Raw genomic sequence first — 16810 nt, forward strand, 5'->3', positions numbered from 1 at the left:
TGGCGGGTATTTTAGGGGGGATGGCCGTTCGGGACACGCAGTTATTTACCAAACGGTGCGATCCGTAGCAGCTGGCGCAGCCTGCGTTCGGCTGCGCAGCAGTCGTAAAATCAAAATACGCGGTGTATCAGATAGACCGTATCCAGGCGAATTAGCGACTGCTTCGTCCGAACGCGGCCCGAGCCGAACGCAGGCTGCGCCAGCTGCTACAAGAACGCGTCATTGCCGGGATCTGGTTTTTAGCTCAACACCACCAACCGATTCGGCAATTCATTGCGCACCTGGGTCACCGGCACGTGCACCTTGAGCAACTCGCCGCACGCCTCGATGCACGTCACAAACCCCTGCAACGTCTGCCCCTGCTTCACCTGCTGGGTAAACGTCGCCACAATCGCGTCCCAATTCTTGTTGTCCAGCCGTTTTGAAATCCCTTCATCCACCAGAATCTCCACATAGCGCTCGGCCTCGGAGACAAAAATCAGCATGCCGGTGCCGCCCACGGTGTGGTGCAGGTTCTGCTCCAGGAACTGCCGACGCGCCAGGTTCGACGCACGCCAGTGACGGACCGAGCGCGGGATCAGGCGCGTGGTGACTTTCGGAATCCGGAACACCAGGCACAACACGATGAAGCTGACCCATTGCACCAGCAACAAACTGTGCATGGTCAGCCAACCGGTCAGGTAATGCACGATACCCGGCACCACCAGCGCCAACAGGCTGGCCCAGAGCAGCGGGATATACGCATAGTCGTCGGCGCGGGCCGCAAGCACCGTCACCAGTTCGGCGTCGGTATCGCGCTCGACCCGGGCAATCGCCTCGGCGACTTTGCGTTGTTCGTGTTCAGTCAGTAATGCCATGTTTATGAATGCCTGCTCGCTATTGTTGTTGTGTTTCCTGCCGTGTCATCACCAGCCGCCCGACGAACCACCGCCGCCGAAACTGCCCCCGCCGCCACTGAAGCCCCCGCCACCGCCACCGCCGCCAAAACCTCCACCGCCGAAACCTCCCGAACGGCCCCGGCCTCCCCCGCCTCCGCTCGGCAGAATACCGAACATCTGGCCGACGAAGATCGTCAGGATAAACAGCAGCACCAGGAACACGAATACCCCCGGATGCCGCGCAACGAAATCGCTCTCCTGATTGCCACGCGGCTCATACACCGTCGACGGCTCGTTCAGCGGATTGCCCCCCAGCACCACCAGCATCGCCGAAACGCCATCGCTGATGCCCTTGCTGAAATTGCCGGCCTTGAATGCCGGCGTGATCACCTGATTGATGATCACCGAACTCTGCGCATCGGTCAGGCGATCTTCCAGGCCATAACCGACTTCGATCCGCAATTTTCGCTCGGCACGCGCGACAATCAGCAGCGCGCCGTTGTTCTTGTCCTTCTGGCCAATGCCCCAGTAGCGTCCCAGTTGATAACCGAAATCCGCGATGTCGGCGCCCTGCAGGTCCGGCAACGTGACCACCACCAACTGCTCGCCGGTGGATTTCTCGTGGGCATTAAGCTGCTGAACCAGCTGCTCGCGGACCGCTGGCTCGATCATTTGGGCGTTGTCCACCACCCGTCCGGTCAGTTCCGGAAACTTCAACCCGGCCTGGGCCGACAGGGCAAAGACCCAGAGCAACAGCATCAGGCCCACTTTCATCACGCGCATTGGCAACCTCATCCTTGGTGGCACTTCAAACCCCGGTCCGGCGCCTACTGGAACTTCACTTCAGGCGCTTTCTCGGCACCGGGGCTGGTGGCCTCGAAAGTTTCGCGGATCGGCAAATCGCTGTACATCACGGTGTGCCACAAGCGACCGGGGAAGGTGCGAAGCTCGGTATTGTATTTCTGCACCGCGAGGATGAAGTCGCGACGCGCCACGGCGATGCGGTTCTCGGTGCCTTCGAGTTGTGATTGCAGCGCCAGGAAGTTCTGGTTGGCCTTGAGGTCCGGATAGCGCTCGGACACCACCATCAACCGACTCAGCGCGCCGGTCAGCTGATCCTGCGCCTGCTGGAACTGTTTGAGTTTTTCCGGATTGTCCAGCGTGCTGGCATCCACCTGAATCGACGTCGCCTTGGCCCGGGCTTCGACCACGGCGGTCAGGGTTTCTTCCTCATGCCGGGCATAACCCTTGACGGTCTCCACCAGATTGGGGATCAAGTCGGCGCGACGCTGGTACTGGTTCTGTACCTGGCCCCAGGCAGCCTTGGCCTGTTCGTCGAGGGTCGGGATCGTGTTGATGCCGCAACCCGCCAGCAGTGTGGTCAGCAACATCAAGGCTGCAACCTGCAGGCTCGACCGATAGGGGTGTCGTACATTCATCTGGTTGATGCTCCCTTGCACACTACGTTGATAAAACAACCGGCGAACTTTGACCCCGGCTCTTGGGGCATAATCTGCGCCGCTACTGGATTGCATCGAGCCAATGGGCTAAAAGATGCCCAGCGGAAAAACAGTAAGAAGTGTGCTGCATTTTTCTAAGCAACACCCAAACAACAATAGTCGCTCCCAAAATTTTGGCTGACCGGCGCGTATTCACTGCCGCTTGGGCCTTTTGAGAAGAACATTCATGAAGAAGCTGTGTTTGCTGGGCCTGTTCGTCAGCCTGGCCAGTCATACTGTATTGGCCGCCACGACGCCCGCACCGATAGAGAACAAGGACGCCTTCATCAGCCACCTGATGAAACAAATGACCCTCGATGAAAAAATCGGCCAGTTGCGCCTGATCAGCATCGGCCCGGAAATGCCTCGGGAGCTGATCCGCAAGGAAATCGCGGCCGGTAATATCGGTGGCACATTCAACTCGATCACCCGCGCCGAAAACCGTCCGATGCAGGACGCGGCCATGCGCAGCCGGTTGAAGATCCCGATGTTCTTCGCCTACGACGTGATCCACGGCCACCGGACCATTTTCCCGATCCCCCTGGCCCTGGCCTCGAGCTGGGACATGGACGCCATTGGCCGCTCCGGGCGCATCGCCGCCCAGGAAGCCGCGGCTGACAGCCTCGACATCACTTTCGCGCCGATGGTCGACATCTCCCGCGACCCACGCTGGGGCCGCACCTCCGAAGGCTTTGGTGAAGACACTTACCTGGTTTCGCGAATCGCCGGTGTGATGGTCAAGGCCTTCCAGGGCAGCGGTGCGAACGCGGCCGACAGCATCATGGCCAGCGTCAAGCATTTTGCCTTGTACGGCGCGGTCGAGGGCGGTCGCGACTACAACGTCGTCGACATGAGCCCGGTCAAGATGTACCAGGATTACCTGCCGCCGTACCGCGCCGCCATCGACGCCGGTGCCGGCGGGGTGATGGTTGCGCTGAACTCGATCAACGGCGTGCCGGCCACCGCCAACACCTGGCTGATGAACGACCTGCTGCGCAAGGAATGGGGCTTCAAGGGCCTGGCGGTCAGCGACCACGGGGCGATTTTCGAGCTGATCAAACACGGCGTCGCCCGCGACGGTCGTGAAGCGGCGAAGCTGGCGATCAAGGCCGGCATCGACATGAGCATGAACGACACGCTCTACGGCAAAGAGCTGCCGGGGCTGCTCAAATCCGGCGAGATCGAACAGAAAGACATCGACAACGCCGTGCGCGAAGTGCTCGCCGCCAAATACGACATGGGCTTGTTCAAAGACCCGTACCTGCGCATCGGCAAGGCCGAGGATGACCCGGCCGACACCTACGCCGAAAGCCGCCTGCACCGCGCCGAGGCCCGTGATGTCGCGCGCCGCAGCCTGGTGCTGCTGAAGAACCAGGGCGACACCCTGCCATTGAAGAAAACCGCAAAAATCGCCCTGGTCGGCCCACTGGCCAAGGCTCCGATCGACATGATGGGCAGCTGGGCCGCCGCTGGCCGTCCTGCGCAATCGGTCACTCTGTTCGACGGCATGACCCACGCACTCGGCGCGCAATCGACGCTGATCTACGCCCGTGGCGCGAACATCACCGACGACAAGAAAATCCTCGATTACCTGAACTTCCTCAACTTCGACGCACCGGAAGTGGTGGATGATCCGCGCCCGGCCAACGTGTTGATCGACGAAGCGGTAAAAGCCGCCAAGGATGCTGATGTGGTAGTGGCTGCGGTGGGCGAATCCCGTGGCATGTCCCACGAATCGTCGAGCCGCACCGATCTGAATATCCCGAGCAACCAGCGCGAGCTGATCAGGGCGTTGAAAGCCACCGGCAAACCGCTGGTGCTGGTATTGATGAACGGCCGTCCGCTGTCGATTCTCGAAGAGAAAGAGCAGGCTGACGCGATTCTGGAAACCTGGTTCAGCGGCACCGAAGGCGGCAACGCCATCGCTGACGTGCTGTTCGGCGACTACAACCCGTCGGGCAAACTGCCGATCACCATTCCGCGTTCGGTGGGTCAGATTCCGACCTACTACAACCACCTGAGCATTGGCCGGCCGTTCACCCCGGGCAAACCGGGCAACTACACCTCGCAGTATTTCGAAGACACCACCGGGCCGCTGTTCCCGTTCGGCTACGGCCTGAGCTACACCCAGTTCAGCCTGACCGACATGGCGCTGTCGTCGACCACGCTGAACAAGACCGGCAAGCTCGATGCCAGCGTCGTGGTGAAGAACACCGGCAAGCGTGATGGTGAAACCGTGGTGCAGTTGTACATCCAGGACGTGACCGGTTCGATGATCCGCCCGGTCAAGGAATTGAAGAACTTCCAGAAAGTGCTGCTCAAGGCCGGCGAACAGAAAGTCGTGCACTTCACCATCACCGAGGATGACCTGAAGTTCTACAACGCCCAGCTCAAGTACGCTGCGGAACCAGGCAAGTTCAACGTGGAGATCGGCCTGGACTCCCAGGACGTGACGCAGCAGAGCTTTGAGTTGCTGTAACCCCGTTTGAAAGCAAAAGATCGCAGCCTTCGGCAGCTAACCTGTGTAGGAGCTGCCGAAGGCTGCGATCTTTTGATCCTGAAGAACCTACCCCCGCCGATCCAGCAGATTCACCACCACCCGATCCACCCATCCCCATACCCTTTGCTTGACCCGCCGCCACAACGGTCGGCGCTTCCACGCCTCAAGACTGACCTCCTGGCTCAAGGCAAAGTCATTCTCGAAACTCGCCGCCACCGCCCGGGTCAGCCCGGGGTCCAGGGCTTCGAGGTTGGCCTCCAGATTGAAGCGCAGATTCCAGTGATCGAAATTACATGAGCCGATGCTCACCCAATCGTCGATCAACACCATTTTCAGGTGCAGGAAACACGGCTGGTATTCGAAGATCTTCACCCCGGCCCTGAGCAGTCGCGGGTAGTAGCGATGCCCGGCGTAGCGCACCGACGGGTGATCGGTACGCGGCCCGGTCAGCAGCAGACGCACATCGACGCCCCGATTCGCCGCCCGACGCAGCGAGCGGCGGACTTTCCAGGTTGGCAGAAAATACGGCGTGGCCAGCCAGATTCGCTGTTTGCCGCTGTTCAGCGCGCGAATCAGCGATTGCAGAATGTCCCGGTGCTGGCGTGCGTCGGCATAAGCGACCCGGCCCATGCCCTCGCCCATCACCGGCACTCGCGGCAGGCGCGGTAAACCGAAGTGCGAAACGGGTTTCCAGGCGCGCCGATAGCGGTTGGCGATCCATTGGCGGTCGAACAGCAATTGCCAGTCGATCACCAGGGGACCGGTGATTTCCACCATCACTTCGTGCCATTCGCAGGTGTCTTCGCCCGGTGACCAGAACTCATCGGTGACCCCGGTGCCACCGACGACCGCCAGGGATTGATCCACCAGCAGCAACTTGCGGTGATCGCGATAGAAGTTGCCCACCCAGCGTCGCCAGCTCAGCCGATTGTAAAAACGCAACTCGACCCCGGCGGCCATCAGGCGCTGACGCAAAGTCAGGGTGAAGGCCAGGCTGCCATAGTCATCGAACAGACAGCGTACCCGCACGCCACGCTCGGCCGCCTGGACCAGCGCCTGAACCATCGCCTCGGCGCAGGCCCCTGCCTCCACCAGGTACAGCTCCAGCTCGACTTGTTCTTCGGCGCGGGCAATCGCCACCAGCATGCGCGGGAAAAACTGCGGGCCGTCGATCAGCAGTTCGAAGCGATTGCCTTCGCGCCACGGAAAAATTGCACCACGCATTTCAGCGCGCCGTGAAAATCAGCACCGCACCCACCGGTACCGACAGACTGATGGCCGACAAACCGGCGAGCTTGCGCAAGCTTTCCAGGCCTGGGGCCAGGTCGAAATCTTCGGCGCTGATCACCAAAGGCTTGAGGGTCACCACTTGAAAGCGCCGGTCATCGAGACGGGTCGCCAGCAGTTCGGCGTTGTATTGGTGTTGCTTGCCATGCAGGTTGACGGTCACCGGCAAGCGCAGTTCCAGTTGCGCACCGGGCGCCAGGTCGTTGATTGGCCGCAAATCGATCTGCGTGGTGATCAGCGCTTCGGGAAACGTCTGGATCTGGAACAGTTCCTTGCGCATGCGTTCGTCACGCAGCGGAATGCCACTATTAACCGACTCCAGCTCGACTTCCACCTCGGCCAGCCCCTTGGGGTCGACCTTGCCATGCAGCACCAGAAAGCGCTGCACTTCGGAGATGTTGGCGTTTTTGGTGCTGACAAACGACAGCCGCGAGGACTCGCCGTCCAGATACCAATTGGCCTGGGCCGACACGGTGACACCGGCCAGCAGCAGGGAAGCGAGGGTTTTGTAGACGAACCGCTTGAACATAGAAACTCGGGGGCAGATAAACCTGAGCGAACCTTAACTGTCCGTGGGCGCATTGCAAACCGCGCAGATCAAAAGATCAAAAGATCGCAGCCTTCGGCAGCTCCTACAGGATCGGGTTTTCACTCGGTCAATGTAGGAGCTGCCGAAGGCTGCGATCTTTTCAAGGGATCAACCGACATCCCTGCCGCTCGCCAACCCAAGCGGCGCTATTGCTGCGCCCCATACCGCCGACCGTCACCCGCTTGCTCGCGGCATCATCGATGAACCCGCTGGTGGGTAAATACTGCTTCACATAACCCTGGCAATACGCCGCCGGATTGTTCATCACATACCGGCACGAGCAGTACTCCTTGGCGGTGTAAGCGCTGATGATGTCGGGAAAAGCCCACAACGCCACACGTTCCTGCCAGCCCCAGCCGAGCAAAGCGATCAGCAGCACCAGCAACAATGCGCTGATCGGCCGACGGCGAATGAAACTGCGACGGCTCATGGCTGCACCTTCATGGCAAACGCCTTGAGCGCGAGTTTGAGCAGTTCGTTATGCCGGTAACTTCCATCGCGATCATCGCCGTAGCGGACGATCACCAGCTTTACGCTGGGAATCACGTACATCGCCTGGCCCCAATGGCCCAGCGCAGCGAAGGTGTCGACGGGTGCATCGGGCCAGGGTTGTGCTGCACCGTCCACCGCTCGATTGAGCCACCAATGGCCGCCGGGCACCGCTTCATCCTGGTTGGCTCGGTAGTGGGCGAACGGCTCACGGCTGAAGTCGACCCACGCCTTGGGCAGCAGCTGCCGCTCGCGCCAGCGACCGTCGCGCGCCATCAACAGGCCGACCCGTGCCAGGTCCCGGGCGGTGAGGTAGGCATAGGACGAAGCGACAAATGTCCCCGTGGCATCCGCTTCCCAAACCGCGCCGCGAATGCCCAGGGGTTCGAACAATGCGGTCCACGGATAATCCGGATAACGGGCGGGACCGACGATGTTTTTCAACGCAGCGGAAAGCAGGTTGCTGTCGCCACTGGAGTAGCGGAAGGCCTGACCGGGTCTGGCGTACGCGTCGTGGTCGGCGGTAAACGCGGCCATGTCGCGATGACCTCGGGTGTAGAGCATGGCCACCACCGAGGACTTCAACGGTGCGTACTCATAGTCTTCCTGCCAATCCAGGCCCGAGGCCCAATGCAGCAAGTCGGCCATGGTCATGGCGGGGTGTTTTTCCAGCGCTGGATAGAACTGCACCACCGGGTCCTGCAAGTTGAACAGACCTTCGCCATAAGCCACGCCGAGCACCGTGGCCATCAGGCTTTTGCTGATCGACCAGGTCAGGTGCGGGGTGTTGGCACGGGTCGGGCCGGCGTAGCGCTCGTAGACGAGTTGGCCGTCATGGATCACCAGCAAGGCATCGGTGCGGATGCCCTCGCGGGTGGTGTCGTTGCGGAGTGGGAAAGCGTAGTTTTCCAGGGCTTGAACGGCCGGGCCGGTGACTGTCGGGCCGGGCAACCATTGCTCGGCCGGCCAGCTTTCGGCCTGGGCCGTGAAGCTGAACAGCAGGATGAACGTCAGGGACAAGCCTTTGAACATGGTGGGGTGCCCGGGAGACAGATCTGCTCACGCTAGTCGAAATACATGACAGTCTCACGCTAAACACGGTCACTGTAGGAGCTGCCGAAGGCTGCGATCTTTTGATCTTCAGCGGTTTCGAAAAGATCAAGATCAAAGGATCGCAGCCTTCGGCAGCTCCTACGGGGGAACGTCAGAATCCGGCGAGGCCCGTCACCCTAACGAAGATCCCATCAACGCCTTGGCCAACCGCTTGCCCCGCGCCCCTGCCGCCAGATCCATCACGGCCTGATCGCGCTGCCACACCGCCGCCCATTGGGGCGGGCCATCGGTCATGGCCTGATTCACTTCAGCCTTGAGCCCATCGAACTGTGCAAACAAACCGCCCAGCAACACATGCCCGGCCGGATTGTTCGGCGCCTGGCGGCTGACTTCCGCGCACCCGGCCAGCAGCGCCAGCAAACGCAGTTGCAAGGTGTGCGGCCAGTCGTTGTCCTGGCCGATGCCGAACAGCCACGCGGTCATCGCACTCAGCACATAAATGTCTTCCAGGGTGCGGAACGGTTTGACGTAAGCATCCCAGCCGTCCCCCGCCAGCAATTCGCACAGCGCGTTGTCGAGAAACAGCCGACCGTGGCTGATCTCGGGCATCAACGGCAACGGCGCGAGTTTCTCCAGACGCACGCCTGGTTCGCCGGGGTAAACCACCGCCAGACTCAGGCGCGGGTCGCTGCCTGGCTCTTCGCTGCGAGCGGCGACCAGCAGCCAGTCGGCGGCATCGCCGGCGGTGACGAAATCCTTGCGTCCGCTCAGACGCAGATCCCGCAGCCGGGTCTGCATGTCCGCCACCCGCAAACTGCGCTGTTCGGTCGCGCACAACGCACCGAGGCTCAGCGGCGCGCTCGGCCAGAGCATGCGCAACGCCGCCTGATACCCCACCAGAAACGCCAACCCCGGAGTCGCCATCAGCCGTCCGCCGTTCACCGCCAATTCGAACGGGGTGACCGTGCCCAAGCGGTGCAACAAGGTCGCGAAGCCTTCGCCAAGGTCGGTATCGGCGGGCAGGCGATCGCTGCGGTTCAACAGGGTTTGCCAGGGCATAAGAGGCTCCTTGTGGGCTGTCATATAAGCATCACCAAAGCTTCATGGCGATGACACCGGGGCTACATAGCCTGACTTTGCACAACACGGCTGCATAAAGAAAGTCGATCGGCTGCAACCCAAGACGGGTGGCCAGCCCGTACGGAGATTCGCAATGACTCAGATCGCCCGCATCAGCGACACCGGCAATGAACGCCGCCTGCAAGCCGAACGCCTGGTGGGCGCCGAGGCACTGCAGGAAGCCCAGGCCTTGCGCTTCAACGTGTTCAGCGGCGAATTCAACGCCAGGCTGAAAGGCGCGGAATTGGGTCTGGACATGGATGACTATGATGTTCACTGCGCCCACATCGGCGTGCGTGACTTGAACACCGGGCGCTTGGTGGCGACCACTCGTTTGCTCGACCACACAGCCGCCAGCAGCCTGGGCAAGTTCTACAGCGAAGAAGAATTCAGCCTGCATGGCCTGATCCATCTGAAAGGCCCGATCCTGGAAATCGGTCGCACCTGTGTCGACCCGGCCTACCGCAACGGCGGCACCATCGCCGTGCTCTGGGGTGAACTGGCCGAAGTGCTGAACCAGGGCGGCTACAGCTATTTGATGGGGTGCGCGAGCATTCCAATGCAGGACGGCGGCATCCAGGCCCACGCGATCATGCAACGCCTGCGCGAACGTTACCTGTGCACCGAACACCTGCGGGCCGAGCCGAAGAAGCCATTGCCGACGCTGGACATTCCATCGAACGTCATCGCCGAAATGCCTCCGCTGCTCAAGGCCTACATGCGCCTGGGCGCGAAAATCTGCGGCGAGCCGTGCTGGGACGAAGACTTCCAGGTGGCCGACGTGTTCATCCTGCTCAAGCGCGACGAGCTCTGCCCGCGTTACGCCAAGCACTTCAAGGCGGCTGTGTAATGAGCCGCTTGCGGGTGTACGCGCGAATTGCGCGAGTGCTGATGGTGGTGGCGCTGGGCTTGAGCATGGCCAGTGTGTTCGGCGCGTTCGAACGACTGGGGATTGCCCATTCGATGGTCCGTCGCCAGCGCTGGTCGCGGTTTTTCATGGCGCGGCTGAGCAATGCCCTGCCCTTTCATGTCACCGTCCATGGTCAATTGCCGAAGGCGCCGATGCTCTGGGTCAGCAACCATGTGTCCTGGACCGACATTCCGCTGCTGGGCATGCTCACGCCGCTGTCGTTCCTGTCCAAGGCTGAAGTGCGCACCTGGCCGGTGGCGGGCTGGTTGGCGGCCAAGGCTGGCAGCCTGTTCATTCGCCGTGGTTCAGGCGACAGTCAGTTGATCCGCAAACAGATGACTCGCCATCTGGAACAGGAACACCCGCTGCTGATGTTCCCGGAAGGCACCACCACCGATGGGCGTTCGCTGCGCACGTTTCATGGTCGTTTGCTGTCAGCGGCGATCGATTCCGAAGTGGCGCTGCAACCGGTGGCGATTCGTTATCTGCGCAACGGCGAGCTGGATACCCTGGCACCGTTCATTGGCGATGATGATTTGCTGTCACACCTGATGCGCCTGTTCGCCAATGATCGGGGTGAGGTGGAGATTCATCTGCTCAAGCCGATCGCTTGCCAGGACCGGGAACGCGCGGCGCTGGCATTCGAAGCACAGCAGGCGGTGCAGAAGGCGTTGTTTGGTGAAGTCGCGAAACCTGCCGAGCCGCGGCGTACCGGTGAGCTGATCGCTGCCTGATAGAAAAAGATCGCAGCCTTCGGCAGCTCCTACATTGGAATGGCGTACCTCTGTAGGAGCTGCCGAAGGCTGCGATCTTTTCTACACTCGACGCGCCACAAAATCCTGAAGCTGCGGATAGAACAACCGGAAATCCTCGCTCAACGGTTCATACAACCGCCGCAACTCTTGCATTGCCGCGGCCAGCTCCTCGGGTCGCGTCAGTCTGCGTGAAATCCCCCGCAGCACCTGCTCAAGCACTTCGAACTCCTGATAAGCCCCCAACCAGTCATTGGCCACCATGTGCGGCGCAATCTTCGCCAGGCGCTCCGGCAACTGCGGCTCGGCCAGCAGCACCCGGTAAACATCCGAGGTGAATTGCCCCAGCGGACGGTCGGCGTACAGCGCCCAGTCCCGCGCCAGGCAGTGGTCGAAAAACACATCGAGCACGATCCCCGCATAACGCCTGCGCGTGATGGAAAACCGTGACAACGAGACATCCACCAACGGATGACGGTCGGTAAAGACATCAATGCTGCGATGCAACTGGATGGCCGCTTCGATCTCTGGATCGAACTGCCCTTGCAGCCGTCCCTTGACGAAATCGCCATACAGACTGCCGAGCATTTGACCGGGGCGTTGGCCACCGAGGTGCAGATGTGCGAGATAGTTCATCCGCGCAGCTTAGCACTGCCCATACTTGTCTTTACATACATCATATCGTTATAACCCGATATACCGATTTACGCAGTCATCAGACCGAAATCATATTGGTATATCGCGAAATACCGATTTAAAGTTCGCCCCATCGCGATATAACGTTTTACTCATCACGAGTCCCAAGCCATGAACCTCGACCTCGACGAAATAATAAAAGCCCTGGCACACCCGGTACGCCGAGACATCCTCATCTGGCTGAAAGACCCCAAGGTCCAGTTCCCGGAACAGATCCACAACCATGAGTACGGCATTTGCGCCGGACAGATCGATCAACGCTGCGGCCTGTCGCAGTCGACCGTCTCCGCCCACCTGGCGACATTGCAACGGGCGGGACTGATCAGCAGCCAGAAAGCCGGTCAATGGCACTTCTTCAAACGCAACGAGGACGTGATTCAGGCGTTCCTCGACGCCATCGTCAAAGAGCTCAGCGCTCCGACAAGGAACTGATAATGCCCCTCTCGCTACTCATTCTGGCCTTGAGCGCCTTCGCCATCGGCACCACCGAGTTCGTCATCATGGGCTTGCTGCCCGATGTGGCGGCGGACCTAGGCGTGTCGATCCCCGGCGCCGGCTGGCTGGTGACCGGTTACGCCCTGGGCGTGGCCATCGGTGCGCCGTTCATGGCACTGGCCACCGCCAGGCTGCCGCGCAAGGCCGCATTGGTAGCGTTGATGGGGATTTTCATCATCGGCAACCTGCTCTGCGCCCTGGCCAGTGACTACAACGTCCTGATGTTTGCCCGTGTAGTCACCGCCTTGTGCCATGGCGCGTTCTTCGGCATCGGCTCGGTGGTGGCGGCAGGCCTGGTGCCGGCCAACAAACGTGCGTCGGCCGTAGCCCTGATGTTCACCGGCCTGACCTTGGCCAACGTCCTCGGCGTACCACTGGGCACCGCGCTCGGTCAGGAAGCTGGCTGGCGTTCGACCTTCTGGGCAGTGACCGTGATCGGTGTGATTGCGCTGATCGGCCTGATCCGCTTCCTGCCAGCCAAGCGCGATGAAGAGAAACTCGATATGCGCGCCGAACTGCGCGCCCTCAAGGGGGCCGGTATCTGGTTGTCGTTGAGCATGACCGCCCTGTTCGCCGCGTCGGTCTTCACCTTGTTCACTTATGTCGCTCCCCTGCTGGGCGAAGTCACCGGTGTTTCCCCGCGTGGAGTGACCTGGACCCTGGTGCTCATCGGCCTGGGCCTGACAGTCGGCAACATCATCGGCGGCAAGCTGGCTGACAAAGGCATGGCGGCGACGCTGATCGGCGTGTTCATCACCATGGCGGTGGTCTCCACCGTGCTGACCTGGACCAGCGTGGCCCTGATCCCGACCGAAATCACCCTGTTCCTCTGGGCCACCGCGTGCTTTGCCGCCGTGCCGGCACTGCAAGTCAACGTGGTGACCTTCGGCAAGGCGGCACCGAACCTGGTATCGACCCTGAACATCGGCGCCTTCAACGTCGGCAACGCACTCGGTGCCTGGGTCGGCGGCAGCGTCATCGCCCATGGCTTCGGCCTGACTCGCGTGCCACTCGCGGCAGCCGCACTGGCGGTGCTCGCCCTGCTGGTGACCCTGATTACTTTCCGTCAGAGCGGCGATGCCGAACTGGCCCCTGTTACTAACTGATTAACTAATCACTCACGAGGGTTGTATTTCATGACGACTATTTTCGATCCGATCAAACTGGGCGACCTCGAGTTGGCCAACCGCATCATCATGGCGCCGCTGACCCGCTGCCGCGCCGATGAAGGCCGTGTGCCGAACGCGCTGATGGCCGAGTACTACGTACAGCGTGCTTCTGCCGGCCTGATCCTCAGCGAGGCCACGTCAGTCACACCGATGGGCGTCGGTTACCCGGACACTCCCGGCATCTGGTCCAACGACCAGGTGCGCGGCTGGAGCAACGTGACCAAAGCGATCCACGGCGCGGGCGGCAAAATCTTCCTGCAACTGTGGCACGTGGGTCGGGTTTCCCACCCTTCGTACCTGAACGGCGAAGCACCGGTCGCACCGAGTGCCATCCAGCCTAAAGGCCATGTCAGCCTGGTTCGTCCATTGGCCGACTACCCAACCCCGCGCGCCCTGGAAACCGCTGAAATCGCCGACATCGTCGACGCTTACCGTGTGGGGGCCGAGAATGCCAAGGCCGCCGGTTTCGACGGCGTGGAAATCCACGGCGCCAACGGTTACCTGCTCGACCAGTTCCTGCAAAGCAGCACCAACCAGCGCACCGATAACTATGGCGGCTCCCTGGAAAACCGTGCGCGCCTGTTGCTGGAGGTGACTGATGCCGCAATCGAAGTCTGGGGCGCTGGCCGCGTCGGCGTGCACCTGTCACCGCGTGCCGATTCCCATGACATGGGCGACGACAACCTGTCCGAGACCTTCACCTACGTCGCTCGTGAACTGGGCAAACGCGGCATCGCGTTCATCTGCTCGCGCGAAAAAGAAGGCGCCGACAGCCTCGGCCCGCAATTGAAAGAAGCCTTCGGCGGCCCGTACATCGCCAACGAGCGTTTTACCAAAGACAGCGCCAACGAGTGGCTGGCCAGTGGCAAGGCCGACGCGGTGGCGTTTGGTGTGCCGTTCATCGCCAACCCGGACCTGCCAGCGCGTTTGAAGGCCGATGCACCGCTGAACGAGCCGCGCCCGGAACTGTTCTACGGCAAGGGCCCGGTCGGTTATATCGACTATCCGACGCTGTAAGCCTCGACCGTTGAAATGCAAAAGCCCCGACTCGAAAGAGCCGGGGCTTTGGCGTATGGAAGATCAAAGGTCACCGAGGCAAATGCGATGCCTTTGGTCGGCTATTCGGCGCCCTTGTAGCCGGGGCGTTCACACTCATTCACATACTCGACACAAAATCCCTACAAAATACGTAGCTCGCTACCTATCAACCTGGCGAACGTACGTATATAAAAGCATCCCATTGCAAAAAGGCGCGCGAAGCAGGGATATTCCCTGCGTCATGCCTTGACATAAACGGATCCAATTACGCATTTTGTTTCAATTGCGCAGGCTGGGACTCAAGCGCAGCATATCCAAACCTGTGTCGACCCAACGCTCGGCTTCGATGTGCAGTTGAAAACTGTCGGGAGCCAACAGCCACTGATACAGGATGCCATCGATGTAGGCATGCAAGCTGATGGCCGCGCGGGCAGCGTCGAGGTTTTCCGGTAACTGCCCACGATTCACCGCATTACTCAGGGCCAGCGCGATTCGCACATTGCAATCGAGACTGACCGTTCGGCGCTGCTGGCGCAGGTCGCACATTTCATCGGTGAATTCGCACTTATGAAACAGAATCTCGTTGATGCGTCGGGTTTTCGGGTCCAGTGCAACTTGATGAAACAAATGAATCAGCAACTTGCGCATGCAGCCCAGCGGGTCGAGTTCGTCTTCGCTTTCACTGGCCTTGGCCATTTCATCCAGCGGCTCATGCAGGGTATCGAGCATCGCCTGCAGCAGATCCGCCTTGTTACTGAAATGCCAGTAGATAGCCCCGCGAGTCACCCCGGCCAGGGTAGCGATATCCGCCAGCGTCGTGCGTGCCACGCCCCGCTCGAAAAAGGCTTTTTCTGCCGCTTCGAGTATCTGGCTTCGGGTTTCTTGAGCTTCCTCTTTGGTGCGACGGACCATGGCAGTAAAACCTCAATCAGGGTGCCTCAGCGATGTCTGAACATCCGCTGAATAGAAGTGAGGCGAGCGCTTTCGGGCTTCGTCCCAGGCCTACAATTCAAATCTTTGGACGGCTTTTGTAACGGTGTGGGTACGCCGCCAAGGTATTTACAAACAAGCATGAATGTAAGTATATTCCTTAGCAAGCTACTTATCCACCCGGTAAAATTTTTTAACCTTCCACCTTTCTTGTGCGCAACTTGCGCGCCTGACCCGAGGATCTTCATGCAATTCAAGCCAGCTGTTACCGCTCTGGTTACTGCCCTCGCCCTGGCATCGCTGCTCAGTGGATGTAAAAAGGAAGAGGCGGCACCTGCCGCACCCACCCCTCAGGTCGGCGTCGTAACCCTGCAACCACAAGCCTTCACCCTGACGTCTGAACTTCCGGGGCGCACCAGTGCGTTCCGCATTGCCGAAGTTCGCCCACAGGTCAACGGCATCATTCTCAAGCGACTGTTCAAGGAAGGCGGCGACGTCAAGGCCGGTCAGCAGCTGTATCAGATCGACCCGTCGGTCTATGACGCGACCCTGAAGAGCGCCGAAGCCAACCTGCGTTCGACCAAGTCGATCTCCGATCGCTACAAGCAACTGGTCGACGAACAGGCCGTCAGCCGTCAGGAATACGACACGGCACTGGCCAACCGCCTGCAATCGGAAGCCTCCCTGCAGACCGCCCAGATCAACGTGCGCTACACCAAGGTTTACGCACCGATCTCCGGTCGCATCGGCCGTTCGTCGGTGACGGAAGGCGCACTGGTCAGCAGCGGCCAGACCGACGCCATGGCGGTCATCCAGCAACTGGACCCGATCTACGTCGACGTGACCCAGTCCTCGGTGGAGCTGCTTGAGCTGCGCCGCGAACTGGAAAGCGGTCGCCTGCAAAAGGCCGGCGACAACGCCGCCGCGGTCAAGCTGACCCTGGAAGACGGCAGCCAGTACGCCGTGGACGGCAAGCTCGAGTTCTCTGAAGTCTCGGTAGACCAGACCACTGGTTCCGTGACCCTGCGCGCGGTGTTCCCGAACCCTGATCACACCCTGCTGCCAGGCATGTTCGTTCACGCTCAGTTGCAATCCGGCGTGAACAGCGCGGCGATTCTGGCGCCGCAACAAGGCGTGACCCGCGACCTCAAAGGCACCCCGACCGCGCTGGTCGTCGGGCCAGACAACAAGGTCGAACTGCGTCAGCTCAAGGCCAGCCGTACTGTCGGCAACCAATGGTTGATTGAAGACGGCTTGAAGGCAGGCGATCGCCTGATCACCGAAGGGCTGCAATTCGTCAGACCTGGTGTTGAAGTCAAGGCCACTGAAGCCACCAACGTCAACGCCAAGAGCCCGGTCCCCGCACAGGCAGCCAAAGTCGCTGTCGGCGGCAAAGGGGAGTAAAC

General features: G+C 60.7%; 17 protein-coding genes. 7 read left to right on the forward strand and 10 right to left on the reverse strand.

Annotation, left to right across the window (positions count from 1 at the left end):
• Positions 1–239 precede the first annotated feature (239 nt).
• The 3 genes from LOY36_RS21810 to LOY36_RS21820 are packed head-to-tail and all read right to left on the reverse strand — an operon-like array spanning position 240 to position 2317.
• A complete protein-coding gene (locus tag LOY36_RS21810; RefSeq protein ID WP_018926845.1) occupies positions 240–857 on the reverse strand; it encodes a TPM domain-containing protein in 618 nt (205 codons plus the stop codon).
• A gap of 48 nt (positions 858–905) precedes the next feature.
• The gene (locus tag LOY36_RS21815; protein ID WP_258670905.1) at positions 906–1661 is read right to left on the reverse strand and encodes a YgcG family protein; all 756 of its coding nucleotides are present in this window, start codon (positions 1659–1661) and stop codon (positions 906–908) included.
• Between the two features lie 44 nt (positions 1662–1705).
• Entirely contained in the window at positions 1706–2317 is a 612-nt protein-coding gene (locus tag LOY36_RS21820; protein ID WP_258670907.1) for a LemA family protein, read from the reverse strand.
• A gap of 247 nt (positions 2318–2564) precedes the next feature.
• Here LOY36_RS21820 and bglX point away from each other — a divergent pair, with 247 nt between their 5' ends.
• Positions 2565–4856, forward strand: coding sequence for a beta-glucosidase BglX (bglX, locus tag LOY36_RS21825; protein ID WP_019647924.1), 2292 nt, complete (start codon positions 2565–2567; stop codon positions 4854–4856).
• Positions 4857–4943: 87 nt separating this feature from the next.
• Here bglX and LOY36_RS21830 read toward each other — a convergent pair whose 3' ends face one another.
• The 5 genes from LOY36_RS21830 to LOY36_RS21850 form a co-directional block, all read right to left on the reverse strand.
• Positions 4944–6101 carry a phosphatidylserine/phosphatidylglycerophosphate/cardiolipin synthase family protein gene (locus LOY36_RS21830; protein ID WP_018926849.1) on the reverse strand — a complete coding sequence of 386 codons (1158 nt, stop codon included), beginning with the start codon at positions 6099–6101 and terminating at the stop codon, positions 4944–4946.
• 1 nt (position 6102) lies between these two features.
• On the reverse strand, positions 6103–6693 hold the full coding sequence (locus tag LOY36_RS21835) for a YceI family protein (protein ID WP_258670910.1): 591 nt from the start codon (positions 6691–6693) through the stop codon (positions 6103–6105).
• Positions 6694–6853: 160 nt separating this feature from the next.
• Positions 6854–7183, reverse strand: coding sequence for an amidase (locus tag LOY36_RS21840; RefSeq protein WP_258670912.1), 330 nt, complete (start codon positions 7181–7183; stop codon positions 6854–6856).
• Complete coding sequence (locus LOY36_RS21845) at positions 7180–8274, reverse strand: serine hydrolase (RefSeq protein WP_258670914.1); 1095 nt, start codon at positions 8272–8274, stop codon at positions 7180–7182. Before LOY36_RS21845 ends, LOY36_RS21840 begins: the two co-directional genes overlap by 4 nt.
• 192 nt (positions 8275–8466) lie before the next feature.
• Complete coding sequence (locus LOY36_RS21850; protein ID WP_258670916.1) at positions 8467–9354, reverse strand: acyl-CoA dehydrogenase family protein; 888 nt, start codon at positions 9352–9354, stop codon at positions 8467–8469.
• Between the two features lie 154 nt (positions 9355–9508).
• On the opposite strand from LOY36_RS21850, the gene olsB reads away from it, so the two are divergent.
• Together olsB and LOY36_RS21860 are read left to right on the forward strand one after the other, a co-directional pair.
• Positions 9509–10264 (forward strand): L-ornithine N(alpha)-acyltransferase, encoded by a 756-nt coding sequence (gene olsB, locus LOY36_RS21855; protein WP_007935781.1) that lies wholly within the window; start codon positions 9509–9511, stop codon positions 10262–10264.
• Positions 10264–11058 (forward strand): 1-acyl-sn-glycerol-3-phosphate acyltransferase, encoded by a 795-nt coding sequence (locus LOY36_RS21860; RefSeq protein ID WP_258670918.1) that lies wholly within the window; start codon positions 10264–10266, stop codon positions 11056–11058. Before olsB ends, LOY36_RS21860 begins: the two co-directional genes overlap by 1 nt.
• An 81-nt stretch (positions 11059–11139) precedes the next feature.
• Here the strand turns inward: LOY36_RS21860 and LOY36_RS21865 are convergent, their stop codons facing one another.
• Positions 11140–11712: an ACP phosphodiesterase gene (locus tag LOY36_RS21865; RefSeq protein WP_019647917.1), complete on the reverse strand. Its 573-nt coding sequence runs from the start codon at positions 11710–11712 to the stop codon at positions 11140–11142.
• A 171-nt stretch (positions 11713–11883) separates the two neighbouring features.
• Between LOY36_RS21865 and LOY36_RS21870 the strand changes: the two genes are divergently transcribed.
• The 3 genes from LOY36_RS21870 to LOY36_RS21880 are packed head-to-tail and all read left to right on the forward strand — an operon-like array spanning position 11884 to position 14453.
• Positions 11884–12204 (forward strand): helix-turn-helix transcriptional regulator, encoded by a 321-nt coding sequence (locus LOY36_RS21870; RefSeq protein ID WP_019647916.1) that lies wholly within the window; start codon positions 11884–11886, stop codon positions 12202–12204.
• Between the two features lie 2 nt (positions 12205–12206).
• Positions 12207–13373 (forward strand): MFS transporter, encoded by a 1167-nt coding sequence (locus LOY36_RS21875; RefSeq protein ID WP_019647915.1) that lies wholly within the window; start codon positions 12207–12209, stop codon positions 13371–13373.
• A 30-nt stretch (positions 13374–13403) separates the two neighbouring features.
• Positions 13404–14453, forward strand: a complete 1050-nt coding sequence (locus LOY36_RS21880) for an alkene reductase (protein ID WP_019647914.1) — start codon at positions 13404–13406, stop codon at positions 14451–14453.
• Between the two features lie 300 nt (positions 14454–14753).
• Here LOY36_RS21880 and emhR read toward each other — a convergent pair whose 3' ends face one another.
• Complete coding sequence (emhR, locus tag LOY36_RS21885; protein ID WP_019647913.1) at positions 14754–15386, reverse strand: efflux system transcriptional repressor EmhR; 633 nt, start codon at positions 15384–15386, stop codon at positions 14754–14756.
• Positions 15387–15650: 264 nt separating this feature from the next.
• Between emhR and LOY36_RS21890 the strand changes: the two genes are divergently transcribed.
• The gene (locus LOY36_RS21890) at positions 15651–16808 is read left to right on the forward strand and encodes an efflux RND transporter periplasmic adaptor subunit (protein WP_258670925.1); all 1158 of its coding nucleotides are present in this window, start codon (positions 15651–15653) and stop codon (positions 16806–16808) included.
• Positions 16809–16810: the final 2 nt, after the last annotated feature.

Source organism: Pseudomonas sp. B21-019, assembly GCF_024749225.1.
GTDB lineage: Bacteria > Pseudomonadota > Gammaproteobacteria > Pseudomonadales > Pseudomonadaceae > Aquipseudomonas.